The organism is Streptomyces sp. PsTaAH-124 (assembly GCF_000373685.1).
Classification (GTDB): Bacteria; Actinomycetota; Actinomycetes; order Streptomycetales; family Streptomycetaceae; genus Streptomyces; species Streptomyces andamanensis.
The window spans coordinates 18,644-34,064 of the sequence record NZ_KB892209.1; the positions used below are offsets into that span (position 1 = coordinate 18,644).

The following is a 15,421-nucleotide window of genomic DNA, read 5'->3' on the forward strand; positions in this document are numbered from 1 at the left end:
GACAGGGAGTCGGGCTTCTACGCGCTCTGGTACCGGCCGGCGTACGCCCGCCTGGACATCGGCTGGCTGGAGGCCGGAAAGCCGTACCCGACGGGTCCGGCCCCGGCGACCTTCGTGGACAAGCTGAAGGCGGTGCGGGAGATCCAGTGGATGAACGTCTGTCTGGGTGTGCACGAGTGCGACCTGTGCCCCGAGGCCGTCGCCCCGGAGGGGAACGGGGAGATCCGTGTGCCGCGCGCTGGCCCGACGTGCCCTTTTCCTGGGTCCCGGACGACGCGGAACGCATGCTGGAGTAGGGCCGGGAAAACTTCCGGAACTGCCCGAACTCCCCTGCTAGGGTGCGCCGATGTCCTCGGTCAAGAAGGTTCAGATCACGTTCGACTGCGCGGAGCCCGAGCGGGTGGCGCGGTTCTGGTGCGAGGTGCTGGGGTACGTCGTGCCACCGCCGCCGGAGGGGTTCGGGAGCTGGGACGCGTACGGGCGGTCGCTGCCGCCCGAGCGGCAGGGCGCGGGGTTCGTCTGCGGTGACCCCTCGGGCGTGGGTCCGCGGCTGTACTTCCAGCGGGTCCCCGAGGGCAAGGCCGTCAAGAACCGGGTGCACCTCGATGTGCGCGTCGGCACAGGGCTGGTGGGGGAGGAGCGGCTGGCCGCGCTGGAGGCCGAGTGCGAGCGGCTCGTGGCGCTGGGCGCGACCCGTGACCGTGTGCTGCTCGCCGACGAGTACGAGGAGTCGTGCATCCTGATGCGGGACATCGAGGGCAACGAGTTCTGTCTCGACTGAGCGCCCCGGCAGGGCGGCCGGCCGGGGTCACAGAGTGCGGCGCATGCAGAGCCGCGGCCACCGGTCCAGGCCGAGGGCGGCCTCGTGGGCGCGGATCTCGCGCAGCCCGGGGGTGAGGGCGCTGTCGGCCAGGGGTGCGAAGCCGCAGCGCGCGTAGTAGGGGGCGTTCCACGGCACCTCGGCGAAGGTGGTGAGGGTGAGGGCGGTCGCGCCCTCGGCCCTGGCCCGGTCCGCCAGGTGGTCCAGCAGCGACCGGCCGATGCCGCGGCGGGCGTGCGCCGGGTGGACCGAGACCTGTTCGACGTGCAGGGCGCCGTCCACGCGGTCGGCGATCAGATAGGCGACCGGGGCGTCTGCCTCGTCGGTCGCCACCCAGGCGAGACCGGCCTCCTGGTGGCGGGCCAGCTCGTCGAGCGCGGGCGGCTCGTCGGCCGCGATCTCCGGCATGCCGATGTCCGCGAAGCACAGCCCCGCGGCCCTCTCGATGTCCTGGAGCAGGGGCAGTTCGGCGGGGCGTACGGCTCGGATGCGCATGGACGTATTGTCCATGGTCGTCCCCGGAGGGGCGGACAGGGGTGCGCGTGCGGTGTCTCAGCCGCGTCCGGTCTCCGGGCGGGCCGGGGCCCGGTCGAGGACGGCGGTGAGCCGGTCCGCGAAGTCCTCCGGGTGTTCGAGCGCGCCGAGATGGCCGCCGGGGAACTCGGCGAGGTCCGCGCCCAGGCGGTCGGCGAGGGCCGTCGCGGTGCGGTGCAGCAGCAGGCCGCGGGAGGTCTCCCCGGCGGCCAGGGTGAGGTGCGCGCCCGCGCCGGGTGCCGGTACGGGAAGGCCGTGGGCCGTGAAGGGCACCAGGACATGGGCCAGGAAGAGCGCCATGGGGGAGGCGAGTTCCTCCTCGCGGGTCAGCGGCCGGGGGTCGGCGGCGGGCGCCGGGCCGGGCTCGGACCCGGGGCCGGGGGCGCGTTCCTCCAGGACGGCGGTCAGCAGGGACGCGGCGGCCGCCGGACCGGCCGTGCGGTGGACGGCGCGGACCTCGCGGAAGCGGGCCCGCAGCGCCGCCCCGTCCGGCAGTGCCGCCACGCAGGGCGGCTCGTGCGCGACGACGTGCCGCAGCCGCTCCGGGTGCCGGGCCCACAGATCGAGGGCCGCGACACCGCCCGCGCTCGTGCCGAAGACGTACGCGGGCTCGCCGCCGGGCGACACCTCGTCCAGCACCCGCAGCGCGCTCCCGCTCCAGTCCCCGGGCCGTTGGTCGGCGACGGGCAGCCCGAGGCGGCCGTGGGCGAGGCCGAGCGGGTCGTGGGTGACGACGGTGAAGCGCCGGGCGAGGCGGGCCGTCAGCGCGTCGAGCCCCATCGGGTGCCCCGCCCCGCCGGGCAGGACGAGCAGGACGGGGCCGCTGCCCCGGACGTCGTGGTGCGCGCCGGTGCCGCCGGTGTCAGTCATGTCGCGGATGCTCCCTGGGCCAGTGGGTGAGGGCGGTGTGCAGCGCGTCGACGGCCTTGTCCCAGGACGCGTCCACGTCCCGGGCCGCGTTGAAGCCGCCGGCGGCCTCCAGCGCGCAGAAGCCGTCGAAGGTGCTGCGCAGCAGGCGGACCGCGTCGGTGAGGTCGGGTTCCTCCAGGCCGTAGGCGCGCAGCATCCCGTAGGTGATCTCGGCGGTGCGCCGCATGGCGGAGAGATCGGTGACGAGCGCCGGGTCGATCCGCAGCCGGGTGGCCGCGTACCGGCCGGGGTGCCGGTGCGCGTACTCCCGGTAGGCACCGGCGAACGCGGCCAGCGCGTCCTTGCCGGCCCGGCCCGCCACGGCCGCGGCGATCGCCTCGATCATCTCGCCGCCGGCCAGCAGGGCCAGCCGGGTGCGGAGGTCCTGGAGGTTCTTCACGTGCGAGTACAGACTCGCGTCCTTGACGCCGAAGCGCCGGGCCAGCGCGGACAGGCTGACGCCGTCGAGCCCGGCCTCGTCGGCGAGTTCGGCCGCCGCCGCGACGACGCGGTCGGCGGTGAGTCCGGCTCGGGCCATACGGATCCGTCCCCTCGGGCTGTCCCAGCGACTCTGTTGCCTAGAGCTCCTAGGATGCAGCCTTGGGGTACCAGGAATCAAGGGGCGGCCCCGCGTCTCAGCCGGTGAGCAGGTCGCGGACGAAGGCGTTGGTGAACTTCCCGGCGGGATCCAGCTCGCGGGCCAGCGCCCGGAAGTCCGCCAGCCGCGGATAGCGCCCGCGCAGCGCGGCGGCCGGCAGGGCGAACACCTTGCCCCAGTGCGGCCGCGGGCCGAACGGCTCCAGCGCTGCCTCCACGCGCCGCACGGCCGGGAGCACCGCCGCGGTGTCCTCGACCCAGGTGAAGTGCAGCGCCACCGTGTCCCGCCCGTGGCTCGGGCTCAGCCACTGCCCGTCGGCGGCGACGGTGCGCACCTCGCAGGTCCGGAGCACCGGCGCGACCGCTGCCCGGACGGCGTCGACGGCGTGCAGGGCCGCCAGGGCGTCGGCGCGCGGCAGCAGGTACTCCGACTGGAGTTCGGCGCCGCTGCTCGGGGTGAACTCCGCCCGGAAGTGCGGCAGCCGCTCGTGCCAGGGGCCCGGCACGCCGTGCTGCGTCGTGCAGTTGTCCGCCGGCATCCCCGGCACCGGGTGCAGCGCGGCCTGCGCGGGCGCCGCCCACGGGAAGTCCGCCGGGGGCTGGTCGGTGCGCCGCTTGAGCCACACCTGCCGGAACCCCGCGTCCCGCCAGTCGGTGAACAGGCTGACGCTGTACGCGGCACCGGCCACCGCCTCGAAGTCCAGCCCCTCCAGCGGGAGTTCGGTGAACACATGCTGCTCCACGGCGTAGGCCGGCTCCAGGTCGAGGACCAGTGCGGTGACGACGCCGAGCGCCCCCAGGGAGGTGACGGCCCCGCCGAAGCGGGCGTCGCCCCGCCCGATCCGTACCGTGCAGCCGTCCGCCGTGACGAGTTCCACCTCGCGGACGGCGGTGGCCAGCGGTCCGTTGGCCACGCCGGAGCCATGGGTGCCGGTCGCCACCGACCCGGCCACGGAGATGTGCGGCAGCGACGCCATGTTGGCCAGCGCGAGACCGTGCCGGTGGACCCGGCGGGCCAGCTCCGCGTAGCGCACCCCGCCGCCGACCCGGACCGTGCGGGCCGCGGTGTCCACCTCCACCTCGGGCGGCAGCGCCGCCAGTGAGAGGAGTACGCCGCCGGTGCCCGGGTCGGCGATCGTGTTGAAGGAGTGCCCGCTGCCCAGGGCGCGCACCTTCGCGCTCCCGGCGACCAGCGCCCGCAGGGCGTCGACCGACCCGGGGCGGTGCACCCGCCCAGTGCTGTAGGTGATGTTGCCCGCCCAGTTGGTCACGGTCCCGGTCATCGTCCCCGCCCCTCCCGCCATATTTGTCAACCGAGCATACTAATTGGCGGGCAGAGTACCGGGCGAGCTGCCCGGCGAGGTGCCGGACGGAGCGCGCCGTGCGCCGTCGGGGGCCCCGGCACCGCCCGCCCGCACGCGGGGGCATACCGTGAGGAGTCGTACGTCGGAGCTGGGAGGAGAGTCGGGATGGGCAGCCGTACCGCGCTGGTCGAGGATCTGATGGAGCGCTTCCCGCACGTGCCGCGCGAAGCGGTCTTCAAGGAGGACCTGCTGCGGGGCGGTGTGGCCTTCGACCCCTCCGCGCTCAGCGACAACGAGAGCGGGGAGGTGAAACCGAAGTCGTACTTCATCTTCTCCTTCGACCACGGCACCCTGCCCGAGCTGGGCGAGGCCGCGCTGCGCCGCCCGCCCGAGGAGATCATCCTCACCGGCGGCCCGTACGGTCTGCGGCGTACCGTCGTCTCCGTACGGGTGAATCCCGCCTCGCCCTACCGGGTGGCCGCCGACGGGGAGGGTCTGCTCGGGCTCTACCTCGACGGGAAGCGGATCGCCGACGTCGGTGTGCCGCCCATGCCGGAGTACTACCGGCACACCCTCTCCAACGGGAAGTCCGTGATGGAGGTGGCGCCCACCATCCAGTGGGGCTACCTGATCTACCTCACCGTCTTCCGGGTCTGCCAGTACTTCGGCGCCAAGGAGGAGTGCCAGTACTGCGACATCAACCACAACTGGCGCCAGCACAAGGCGGCCGGCCGGCCCTACACCGGCGTCAAGGACGTGGAGGAGGTCCTGGAGGCGCTGGAGATCATCGACCGGTACGACACCCAGAAGGCGTCCACCGCCTACACCCTCACCGGCGGCGCCATCACCAAGACCGTCGCCGGGCGCGACGAGGCCGACTTCTACGGCCACTACGCCAAGGCCATCGAGGAGCGCTTCCCCGGCCGCTGGATCGGCAAGGTCGTCGCCCAGGCGCTGCCCCGGGACGACGTGCAGCGGTTCAAGGACTACGGCGTGCAGATCTACCACCCCAACTTCGAGGTGTGGGACGAGTATCTGTTCAAGATGTACTGCCCCGGCAAGGAGCGCTACGTCGGCCGCGACGAGTGGCACAAGCGGATCCTCGACTCCGCCGACATCTTCGGCGCGCGCAACGTCATCCCCAACTTCGTGGCGGGCGTGGAGATGGCCGAGCCCTTCGGCTTCACCACCGTCGACGAGGCCATCGCGTCCACCACCGAGGGCCTGCGCTTCTTCATGTCCCACGGCATCACGCCCCGCTTCACCACCTGGTGCCCCGAGCCAACCACCCCGCTCGGCAAGGCCAACCCGCAGGGCGCGCCGCTGGAGTACCACATCCGGCTGCTGGAGGCCTACCGCGCCACCATGGACGACTTCGGCCTCTCCTCGCCCCCCGGCTACGGCCCGCCCGGACCCGGCCGTGCGGTCTTCTCCGTCAGCTCCTTCATGGACAGCCTGCCCGCGCGCGACGACGAGCCGGAGAGCACCGGGCAGGACACGGCGGAGCCCAGCGGGGCCGGGGCCTGACGGCGCGTCCGGAGCCCGCGCGGCGGACGTACCGGAGGGGGCGCGCCCCGGGGTCCGCGTCCGGCGGACACCCACGCGCCGGGGGGACCCCCGTGCGTACGGGAGACACACAGGAGGGTGACACGCGGCGGGCGCCCCGCGAGGCGGCACGGAGCGGCTGACGTGCGGGCGGGCGCCCGCACGGGCGCCCGTGCGCCACGGCGGGCGGACACGCGCCTTGTCAGCCGTGCCGCGGACGTGAAAAGCTCGCGCATCCCCGCGAACCGCCCGCCGTCAGGGCCCAGGACCGGGGCCGGTCGATTCCCGCCCGTGGACGCAGGAGCCCCATGCCCGACCAGCCGAGCCCCCAGGACACCGCCGAGGCCGCGCTGCCGGCCGAGTGCTGGGACGCGGTGCTCTCCTACGCCGGCCTGTGCACCTCCGGTTCCGCGGCGGCCGGGGAGCTGGCCACCGAGTCCTTCGCGCTCGGCCTGCGCGAGGTGCGCGCCGCCGACGCCGGGGCGTTACGCGGCCGCCGTACGCCCCGGCTGCCCGCCGTACCGCTGATGCTGACCGCGGTGCGCACCACCGCGGCCGCCTGGGAGCGTGCCGGGCTCGGCGACCGGCTCGACAACGACCTGCGGCTGTGGCTCAACTCCCCGCAGGCCGCCCGCTATCCGGGCCCGCCCCGGCACCGCCCGCTGGCGCTGCGCGGGCTGCGCGACCTCCAGGAGGCGGACGCGGCGCTGCTGTGGCTGGCCGAGGTGGAGGCACTGCCCCTGGTCGTGGTGGCACGGCGGCTCGGACTCGACCCGGCCGGGGTGTCGGAGGAACTGGAGCAGGTGCGCGCCCGGTTCCGGGACCGCTGCCGACGCGCCCACCTCGACGCGCCGCTGGACAGCGAGTGCCGTGGCTACGCCCGGCTGCTGGACGCGGTCACCCGCTCCGCCGCGCCCCTCAGGGTCCCCGAGGACCTCTCCCGCCACCTCGCCACCTGCGCCCGCTGCGCGGAGGCCGCCGCCTGCCTCCAGCCGCGCGCGGGCGCCCTGCCCGTCGCCCTCGCCGGGGGTGTGATCGGCTGGGGCGGCCTCGCCTATCTGGAGCGCCGCCGCCGGGCCGCCGACGTACGCCTCGGCGCGCGCAGGCCCGCGCCCAGCGCGGCGGACGGTGACCCGGGGCAGCCGGGGGCGGTGCGGGCACGCCTGGTGCGCGGCGGGCTGCTGGCCGCCGCCGTGGCGCTGTCGGCGGTGGCCCTGACGGTGTCGCTGATGCCGTTCGACGGCGCGGCGAGCGACGCCGCGCACGGCGGTACGGGCCGCCGGACGGCCGCCGCCATCACCCCGCCGCCCGCCGACCACACGGCGGACCAGGCCCCCGGCGGCCTGGCCCCGGCCTCCTCGGCGTCCGCGTCCGGCCCCGGCGGTTCCGCCACCGGCGCCGCGGCGCCCGCGCCCGCGGGGGACGACCCCGGCCCCGAGCCCCAGGGCACCCCCTCGGCCGTCGCCGGTACGCCCGGACCGACCGGGCCCGGCCCGGCGGCCTGCCGGGTCGGCTACCACGTCGTCGACCAGTGGACCGACGGCTTCGAGGCCGCCGTCACCATCACCACCGGCCGCCCGCTGGACACCTGGCGGCTCGCCTGGACCTTCGGCGACGGCCAGCGCGTCACCCGCATGTGGGACGCCACGGCCGGCCAGAGCGGCTCCCGGGTCACCGTCACCGCCGCGCGGTACAACGCCTCCGTCGCGGCGGGCTCCACCGTCACCTTCGGCTTCCTCGGCTCCCGGCACGGCGGCAACTCCGCGCCGTACGACTTCACGCTCGACGGCCAGGACTGCGCGACGGGCTGAGCGGTCCGTTGGCGCCGGAGGGGAGCGCGGGCGATCCTGGAGAGCGGACCGACCCCTGACGAGGGAGGGCGCGGCCATGCACGCTCAGCCAGGCGACCGGCTCGTCGTGGAGAGCCCGGCCACCGGTGCCACCCGGCGCGACGGGGAGATCGTCGCCCTGCACCACGCGGACGGCACGCCGCCCTACGACGTGCGCTGGTCCGACACGGGCGAGGTGACGCTGGTGTTCCCCGGCCCCGACGCGCACATCGACCACCTGTCCGCGCCGGACGACGCCCCGGCGTCCCGCTCCGCGCACGGCTCCTTCGAGGCCCCGCCCGCCGACGCGCGTCCGGGGCGCCCCGGGGACATCGGGCGCCGGCTGACGGCCGCCCGGGAGCGGTGCGGGCTCAGCGTCGAGGAGACGGCCGACCGGGCGCGGATGTCCCCGCAGTACCTCGCCTACCTGGAGGAGTACCCCTCCGACCCCAACCCGGCGACGCTGCTGCGCCTGGCCGACGTGCTGGGCACCACGCTCGACGCGCTGCGCGGCGGCGACCAGGACCTCCCGCCCGGCCAGGGGTACGCCCTGCTGCGGCCCGAGCTGCGCGACCTCGGCCCCGAGGAGTGCCGCGAGCTGCTGTCCACGCACGGTGTGGGCCGGCTCGCGCTGGCCACGTCCCGGGGCCCGGCCGTCTTCCCGGTCAACTACGACGTGGTGGACGGCGACCTGGTCTTCCGCACCGCCCCCGGCTCCGCCCCCGCCGAGGCGGCGGGCGCCGAGGCGGCCTTCGAGGTCGACCACATCGACGACGCGATGAGCCGGGGGTGGAGCGTGCTCGCCGTCGGCCGGGGCGAGGCGGTCACCGACCCGGACGCGGTCCGCCGCCTGGAGGAGCGGGCCCGCTCCACGCCCTGGGCGGGCGGCCCCCGCGACCTGTGGATCAGGATCCGCCCGGAGCGGCTGACCGGCCGCCGGATCACGCCCCGGCAGGACTGACCAGGTCCCCTGGGCCTGCTGGTCGCGTCCGCCGCACCGCGGCATCGGACCCCGAACGCGGCACGGCCGCGAGCGACATCAAGGAGATGTCTCCGAAGCCCTGACATACCGAAGCAATTCGCATCTCAAACCTTCCCACCATTCATGATGCGGTGAGAGTTGTCACCGAACCCCGAGCCGCCCATTCTCGTTCGCCTTGACCGTGTTATCCACCCCGCCTGAAAATGAGTCGGCAGGAGAACTTTCCTTTTTTGAAGTTGCGAGGGTGAAATGATTTCAGTGCGGATGAAGCGGGCATGCGCGACGACTCTTGTCGCCGCTGCGGCGACGGCGACGCTGGCGGTCGGCGCGGGGAGTGCCGCCGCGTCGGCCGCCACCCCGCAGGGCTCCGGCGAATACGTCAACACCTTCGTCGTCCAGTACTGGTCGGCGCTCGGTGACCCGTGGGGAATCTGTAGGAGTGACGCAGCCCGGTCCAACGCCGAGGAAGGACGCAACCCTGACGGGTCGATCAAGTACTACTGCGCCGACGCGGGAAACGGCGATGTGAACATGTGGAAGCGCCACCTCGCCTGACGTCCGGCGCCTTGAACGTCGGTTGACGCGCGCCCGTCGTGCATTCACGCGTCACCTTTCGAAAGGCGCAGGCGCACCGGCGGTTAATCGGGCCTTTTCCGTGCGACTCGTCGATGTGAAATGACGGCGGCTGTCCACCACGCCGGTGGACAGCCGCCTTTCGCGTCCCGGCCTGAACCGCTCGGGCAGTGCCCCGCCCGCTCTCCTCCCCGTCCCCGGGCCGGGCTCGGTCCCCGGCCCTCGGTCCCCGGCCCTCGGTCCCCGGCCCTCGGTCCCCGGCCACGAGCCCGGGCGACGCGGTCGGGCCGTGGCCCCGGCGGTGCCCCGGGCAGTGCCCCCGGCGCCGCAAGCGGAACGCGTCCGGTGGCCGGTGCGTCACCGTACTCTCACGCGCTCGCCACGGCGTCGTCACCGCTTCCGCGACGGGAAAACCTGAGTTTTCGCCAAAGGCGGCTCATCGGCCGGTTCGCGACGACCGCGCCGCCGGGAGCCGTCGCGCCGGTGCTGACCTCACCGTCGTCCGCGCGAGAGCGGGCCGCCTCCCCGGCCGGGAGCGGGAGAGCAGGGCCGGGGTGCCCGGGGGCGCGGGGCCCCGGAAGCGATCTACCTGCCGAGTCCGCTGTTACCGACCGGTATGCCAATGTGGCGTAATTCACTCGTCCTGAATCGACTCTCTGTCACCATCATCGCCAACGAGGCACAGGCATCCGGACTGCGGCGGGGGGCGTGGCATGGGGCTGCTCGGCGATGAGCTGGCATTCGCGCACGCCCTGACGCCCCCGGAACGCGAGAGTGTGATGGCGCTCGGCAGCCGCCGGAGCTACCCGGCCGACGGCCGTCTCCTGACCGAGGGCGACCGGTCCACCCATGTGATGATCATGATATCCGGCTGGGTGACCGTCTCCGTCTCCACCGACCGCGGCGCCACCCGGCTCATCCTCGGACTGCGCGGCCCCGGCGAACTCCTCGGCGAGATGGCCGCCCTGGACCCCCATCCGCGCAGCGCCACCGTACGCGCGCTCGGACCGGTCGAGGCCCAGGTCATACCCGGGGACGCCTTCCGCCGCTTCCTCGCCCTCCAGCCCCGCGTCAGCGGTCTGGTCATACGCCAGCTCACCTTCCGGCTCCGCAGCGCCGACCAGGAACGGTCCGCGCTCGCCTCCCTCACCGTGCTGCAACGCCTCGCCAGCCGGCTCACCGAACTCTCCTCGGCCGCGCCCTCGGGCCCCTACGCCCCCGCCTCCCGGGCGGGCCCCGCGCACCGCACCCGCCCGGCCGGACCCGTCGTCCACCTCGCCCAGGACGAACTGGCCGCCACGGTCGGCGCCACCCGCGAGGCCGTCGCCAAGGCCCTGCGCCTGCTGCGCACCCAGAACGTCGTGCGCACCGGCAACCGGATGGTGGAGATCCTCGACCCCGGGCTGCTCGCGCTCCTCGCGGACGGCCACCAGGAGTAGATCCCCGCCGTGTGTAAACGGCTACAGACGTCCCCCCGCCCCCAGGAGGAGGCTTCGGAGGGACGGGAGGACCGCCACCTCTTCTTCGGCAAGCGCACAGAACACCGCAGGGGGACACGGGTGAACCACGACGCCACCGGACTCACCGAGGAACACTACGAGTTGGTGATCAGTGTCGACGCCAGACGCTCCGGTCAGTACGACGACGTCGACAAGCAGCGGATGCGCGCCCGCATCTACCGGGTGCTGGAGACGGCGTTCACCCACGCCGCGATCGCCCGGGACGCTCTGCACCTGGAGGACCGCGGCGACGGCGTCCTGGTGGCGGTGCAGGGCCGGATCGCGGCCAGCCGCATGCTCGGCCTGTGGCTCGTCGAGGTGCACGAGAAGCTGCGGGACGAGAACCGCGGGCTGCGCGTCCCGCTGGGGCTGCGGATCGGCATGCACGTCGGCCCGGTCCGCCACGACGAGCGGGGCATCAGCGGACGCGCGGTCGACCTCGCCTGCCGGCTCGCCGACTCCGCGCCCGCCCGGCGGCTGCTGGACGCCGAGGGCGCCGACCTGGTCCTGGTGACCTCCTCGTCCCTGTACGAGGACGTGGTCAGCAGCGGCGGCAAGTTCATCGAACCCGAGCGCCACACCGCCGCCCGGCTCGGCCTCAAGGAGGGCGAGGTCACCGCCTGGTTCCACCTGCCCGGCAGACCCGCCCCGCAGCTCCCCGCCGACCCGGCCGCCGCCCCGCCCGCCGAGGCTCCGGCGCCCCGGAACGAGCGAACGGATGCCGCACAGACGGTTGATGACGTCCCGTCGGAGGCATCACCCTCCGAGGCGCCCCGGACGCAGTACACCGTCCAGGGCGACATGTCCGAGCACCGCGGCAACGTCTACCACGACCGCGTGCACATCGGCCGCGTCACCGACCGCGACGCCGACCGGGGGAGGGGCTGAGCCGAGTGAGCGACGAACCGCAGGCGGACGGCCCGGCCCAGGACGCGCCGGAGCGCCGTGAACGCCGGGAGAAGCCGGACGAGGGCCGCTCCCCGAAGGGCGACGAGCGGCACGGCAGGCGCGAACGGTCCCGCGACGACGGCGGATCCGGCGCGGGCCGGCGCCCGGCCGCCGAGCAGGACGCCCCCGGCAAGGACGCCGCCGAGGACGGCGACAAGGACGCTGACAAGGACAAGAGCAAGGACAGCAGGAGCAAGGACGGCAAGGACGGCAAGGACAAGGAGCAGGAGGAGCGGGAGGAGCGCGAACGCGAACGCGAACGCGCCGCCGGGCGGTTCAAGGAACTCACCCGCGACCCGCTCGCCGAGGAGGAGAGCGAGGACGCCCCCACCGACCTCGCCGCCGCCGCCCGCGCCCGCCGCGCCGTCCAGCAACTGTTCGACGTGGGACGCGACTTCACCAGCTTCGACCGCTCCTACTTCCACAGCGCCCTCATCGGCGACGTCAACCTGATGCTGGACAGCCGCCGCGTCGGGGCGGGCATGCGCAGCGGTCCCGTACCCGACGAGGAACTGCGCAGGCTGCGCCGGATCCACGTGGAGCCCGACGGCTACGTCCAGTTGCGCACCGCACTCCGGGCCCGCCGCCTGCTGGTGCTCGGCGCCGCTCCCGGCACCGGCCGCACCAGCACCGCGCTCTCCCTGCTCGACGAGGTCACCACCGACGCGCCCGCCGCCACCGCGGCGCAGACCGACAACGGCCACCGGGTGCGCCGCGTCGACCCGGACGACGGCGGGCTGCACAAACTGGCCGCCTCCCTGGGCGAGTCACGCGCCGACGAGGACGCGGACGGCCGCGGCTACCTGCTGGAGGTCTCCCTCGCCCGGCCCGGCGCCCCGCTCCCGGCCGAGATGGACCTCGACGAACTGGCCGCCGCCCTGGACCGCCGGGAAGCCTTCGCGGTGGTCGTCGTCGCGGTCGGCTCGGCCGCCGGACCGCTGCTCGCCGGCCGGTACGGCATGCTCTGCCCGCCCGCGCCCACCGCGGAACTCCTGCGCACCCGGCTGCGCGAGCGGCTGGAGCACCACGCCGCCGCGCCGGGCGCCGACGGCCCGGACCCCGCCGAACTGCTCACCCGCGCAGAGGAGTTGTACGGCCGCGCCGACGTCAAGGACGCCCTCGGCCTGGACGACCTGCGCCCCGCCGAGACCGAACTGCTCGCCTCGCTGCTGGCCGGGCACGTGCTCGGCGACGTCACCCGCGAGGACCTGCTGTCCGGCTGCCGCAGCCTGGCCGCCGCCCAGGCGCAGGAATGGTTCGCCGGGGTGGACCGTGCGCTCACCGCGCCCGCACCGGCGGCCGGGACGGACGGGAAGGCGGGGCGGCCGGGCACCGCCGAGCTGTTCCACCCGGTGGCCTTCCGGATCGCCCTCGCCGTCCTCGGCGGCGCCCCGCACAGCGCCGTGGCCGCCGCCGCCCACCTGCTGACCTGGGAACTGTCCGTGCAGTGCGACCCGGACAACACCCCGGCCCGCCCGCTGTTCTGCGACGACCCGGACGCCGACGTCGCGCTGTCCCGGGCCGCGGTGCACGGCGGCCGGGTCGAGGTCGCCGGAGTCGACGTACCCGCCCGGCTGATCTGGTACCGGGGCTCCGCGCTGCCCGCGGCGGTCCTCACCGAACTGTGGGACCGGCACTTCCCGGCCCGCGGCCCGGTGGTGCGCTGGCTGCGCCAGCTCGCCGACGACCCGCGCCCCCAGGTGTGGATGCGCGCCGCCGTCGCCGCCGGCGAGCTGTGCGTACGGGACTTCGACCACGGCTACACCGAACTGGTCCGCCCGCTCGCCGAGGCACCCACCCCGCTGCGCCGGATCTTCGCGGCCACCACGCTCGACCAGGCCGCCCGGCACGACTCGCACCGCAAGGCCGTGCACCGGATCGTCGGCGACTGGAGCAGGCACGGCACCAAGACGCTGCGCTGGAGTGCCGCGATGGCCCTCGGCTACGGCAACGCCGCCGAGAGCACCGACGAGACCCTGGACGCCCTGGCCCGCATCGGCATCCACGGCGACGGCGACCAGCTCGCGGTCGCGAGCTTCAACGTCGTGCGGCTGCTGACGCTGCCGGACGCGGCCCAGGTGCTCGCCCGCATGGCCGAGTGGACCCACCACAAGCGTGAGCCGTACCAGGACCTCGGCCTCGCCACCACCGTCCTGCTCGCCCTGACCACGGTCGACGAGTTGCTGACGGACGCCCCCGACGCGCGGCCCGCCGGCCGCGGCGACTGGCCGCTGCCGCTCGTCCTCGCCGCCGACCGGCCCGAACTCGTCGAGCCCATGGCCGACCTGATGTGGACGGCGCAGAACACCGCGCGCTCCCAGGAGGTGGCCACGGACGCGCTGGAGGCCCTGCTGCGGTCGGCGGTGCGCAAGGACGGCACCGAGTGGACCCGGCCGGGGCTGGCGGCGCTGCTGCCCGCGCTGGCCGCCGACGAGTACGACCGGCGGCGTCTCGACTGGCTGCTGCGCCGCATGATGAACGACCCGGAGAAGCCGCTCCCCGACGCACGCGCGCGCGACCTGTGGTGGCTCGCCGTGACCCCGCCCCCGCGCCCGCGCCCTCCGGCGCCGCGCGGGGAGGGGACCCGCCCGGAGCGGACCCGCCGGGAGAGGACGCGCGAGGAGGAGAGGCATGGCTGACGACGAGAAGCGGGCCGCCGGGGACGAGGGCCCGCCCGCGGGTCCGTTCCTGCGGGAGTACGCGCCGACGGGCGGGTATCCGCCGGTCAGCGCGCAGCGGGCCTCCGTGGTCTTCTACCGCAACGGCGGCTACAGCGTGATCACCGTCGCCGGGATCCAGCACGTCGGCAAGCGCGCCCTGGCCCGGCCGTACACGGTGTGCGAGATCGCCCAGGGCACGTTCGTGAGCCCCCTCGGCCTGGAGCTGCCGGCGGCCGGCGGGACCAGCTTCTTCAAGGCCGAGGTGGACATCGAGTGGGAGGCCACCGACCCGCATCTGGTCGCCGTGAACGTGGTGACCGATGTCGCCAAACGGCTCACCGCGCCGGTGCTGGAACGGTTGCGCGAGGTCACCCTCGGCTACCAGGTCACCGAGGCCGACCAGGCCAACCGGGTCGTGACCCAGGAGTGCGTCGGCGGCCGCTGGAGCGACCTGGGCTCCGAACTCGGGCTGCGGGTACGGCTCTACGTCCGGCTCGGGGTGGACGACGAGGCCATCACGTACGCGCAGAAGAAGCGCGAGGTGTACGCCGACGCCGAGGTGACCCGGGTGCGCCAGGAGGAGTTCCGGCGGATGCTGCGCGGCGGCGACATGGAACAGCTCACCTACATGCTGGCCGCCGACCCGGACGGCGCCAAGGACTTCCTGGAGAAGATCCGCCAGGAGGGCAGGCAGGACGAGAAGGACCGCCTGGACCGGCTGTACTCCATGGCCATGGCGGGCGAACTGCACGCCGCCGACGTGGAGACCCAGGTCCTCAACCTGCTCAACCAGGGCCGCGGACGCCCCCTCCAGGGCCCCATCGGCGCGGTGCCCGCCCGCCGTCAGCCGCGCTCGCTGGAGCCGGGCGGCGAGCGGCCGTTCACCCCGGACTGGGCCTCGGACGACCCGCCCCGTCGCAGGCCGCCGCGCGACCGGTCGCCGTGGGACGAGCCCGGACCCGACCGCGGATCCGACCGCGGATCCGATCGCGAGGGCGACCGCGAAGGCGCCCGGCCCGGCCGCACGGACCGGCGCCCGGCCGACGGCTTCGACGAGGACCCGCCCCCGCGGGTCCACCGGCCCGAGCCGTACGACCCCTACGACCCCTACGAGGACGACCCGGACCGCGCACCGCGCCGCCCCCGGGACGACGGCTGGTCCTGGGCGGACGAGGACCGGTGACCGCCGACGGGGGCCCCCGAACCTCCTCCGACCCGGTC

Annotated in this window: 13 protein-coding genes; 9 read left to right on the forward strand and 4 right to left on the reverse strand. The window is 74.8% G+C overall.

The genetic code is table 11. From position 1 onward, the window contains the following. Positions 1-346: 346 nt before the first annotated feature. Entirely contained in the window at positions 347-781 is a 435-nt protein-coding gene (locus tag B086_RS0137300) for a VOC family protein (protein ID WP_018571545.1), read from the forward strand. Positions 782-808: 27 nt separating this feature from the next. Here B086_RS0137300 and B086_RS0137305 read toward each other — a convergent pair whose 3' ends face one another. From B086_RS0137305 to B086_RS0137320, 4 genes are all read right to left on the reverse strand, one after another. Then, entirely contained in the window at positions 809-1,315 is a 507-nt protein-coding gene (locus tag B086_RS0137305; protein WP_018571546.1) for a GNAT family N-acetyltransferase, read from the reverse strand. A 57-nt stretch (positions 1,316-1,372) separates the two neighbouring features. Further along, positions 1,373-2,224, reverse strand: coding sequence for an alpha/beta fold hydrolase (locus B086_RS0137310; RefSeq protein WP_018571547.1), 852 nt, complete (start codon positions 2,222-2,224; stop codon positions 1,373-1,375). Beyond that, positions 2,217-2,801, reverse strand: coding sequence for a TetR/AcrR family transcriptional regulator (locus B086_RS0137315; protein WP_018571548.1), 585 nt, complete (start codon positions 2,799-2,801; stop codon positions 2,217-2,219). The genes B086_RS0137310 and B086_RS0137315 overlap by 8 nt, the downstream gene beginning before the upstream one ends. 97 nt (positions 2,802-2,898) lie before the next feature. After that, entirely contained in the window at positions 2,899-4,143 is a 1,245-nt protein-coding gene (locus B086_RS0137320) for an FAD-binding protein (protein WP_018571549.1), read from the reverse strand. Between the two features lie 186 nt (positions 4,144-4,329). Between B086_RS0137320 and B086_RS0137325 the strand changes: the two genes are divergently transcribed. From B086_RS0137325 to B086_RS41635, 8 genes are all read left to right on the forward strand, one after another. After that, on the forward strand, positions 4,330-5,691 hold the full coding sequence (locus tag B086_RS0137325; protein WP_018571550.1) for a radical SAM protein: 1,362 nt from the start codon (positions 4,330-4,332) through the stop codon (positions 5,689-5,691). 326 nt (positions 5,692-6,017) lie between these two features. Continuing rightward, positions 6,018-7,520 carry a cellulose-binding domain-containing protein gene (locus B086_RS0137330; RefSeq protein ID WP_018571551.1) on the forward strand — a complete coding sequence of 501 codons (1,503 nt, stop codon included), beginning with the start codon at positions 6,018-6,020 and terminating at the stop codon, positions 7,518-7,520. Positions 7,521-7,596: 76 nt separating this feature from the next. Further along, positions 7,597-8,499 (forward strand): pyridoxamine 5'-phosphate oxidase family protein, encoded by a 903-nt coding sequence (locus B086_RS0137335; protein ID WP_018571552.1) that lies wholly within the window; start codon positions 7,597-7,599, stop codon positions 8,497-8,499. A gap of 285 nt (positions 8,500-8,784) precedes the next feature. Beyond that, entirely contained in the window at positions 8,785-9,075 is a 291-nt protein-coding gene (locus B086_RS0137340; RefSeq protein WP_158690454.1) for a hypothetical protein, read from the forward strand. Between the two features lie 731 nt (positions 9,076-9,806). Continuing rightward, on the forward strand, positions 9,807-10,532 hold the full coding sequence (locus tag B086_RS0137345; protein ID WP_018571554.1) for a Crp/Fnr family transcriptional regulator: 726 nt from the start codon (positions 9,807-9,809) through the stop codon (positions 10,530-10,532). Positions 10,533-10,652: 120 nt separating this feature from the next. After that, entirely contained in the window at positions 10,653-11,480 is an 828-nt protein-coding gene (locus tag B086_RS0137350) for a hypothetical protein (protein ID WP_037874609.1), read from the forward strand. Positions 11,481-11,485: 5 nt separating this feature from the next. Then, the gene (locus tag B086_RS0137355) at positions 11,486-14,179 is read left to right on the forward strand and encodes a hypothetical protein (protein WP_018571555.1); all 2,694 of its coding nucleotides are present in this window, start codon (positions 11,486-11,488) and stop codon (positions 14,177-14,179) included. Further along, complete coding sequence (locus B086_RS41635) at positions 14,172-15,383, forward strand: hypothetical protein (RefSeq protein ID WP_018571556.1); 1,212 nt, start codon at positions 14,172-14,174, stop codon at positions 15,381-15,383. Before B086_RS0137355 ends, B086_RS41635 begins: the two co-directional genes overlap by 8 nt. Positions 15,384-15,421: the final 38 nt, after the last annotated feature.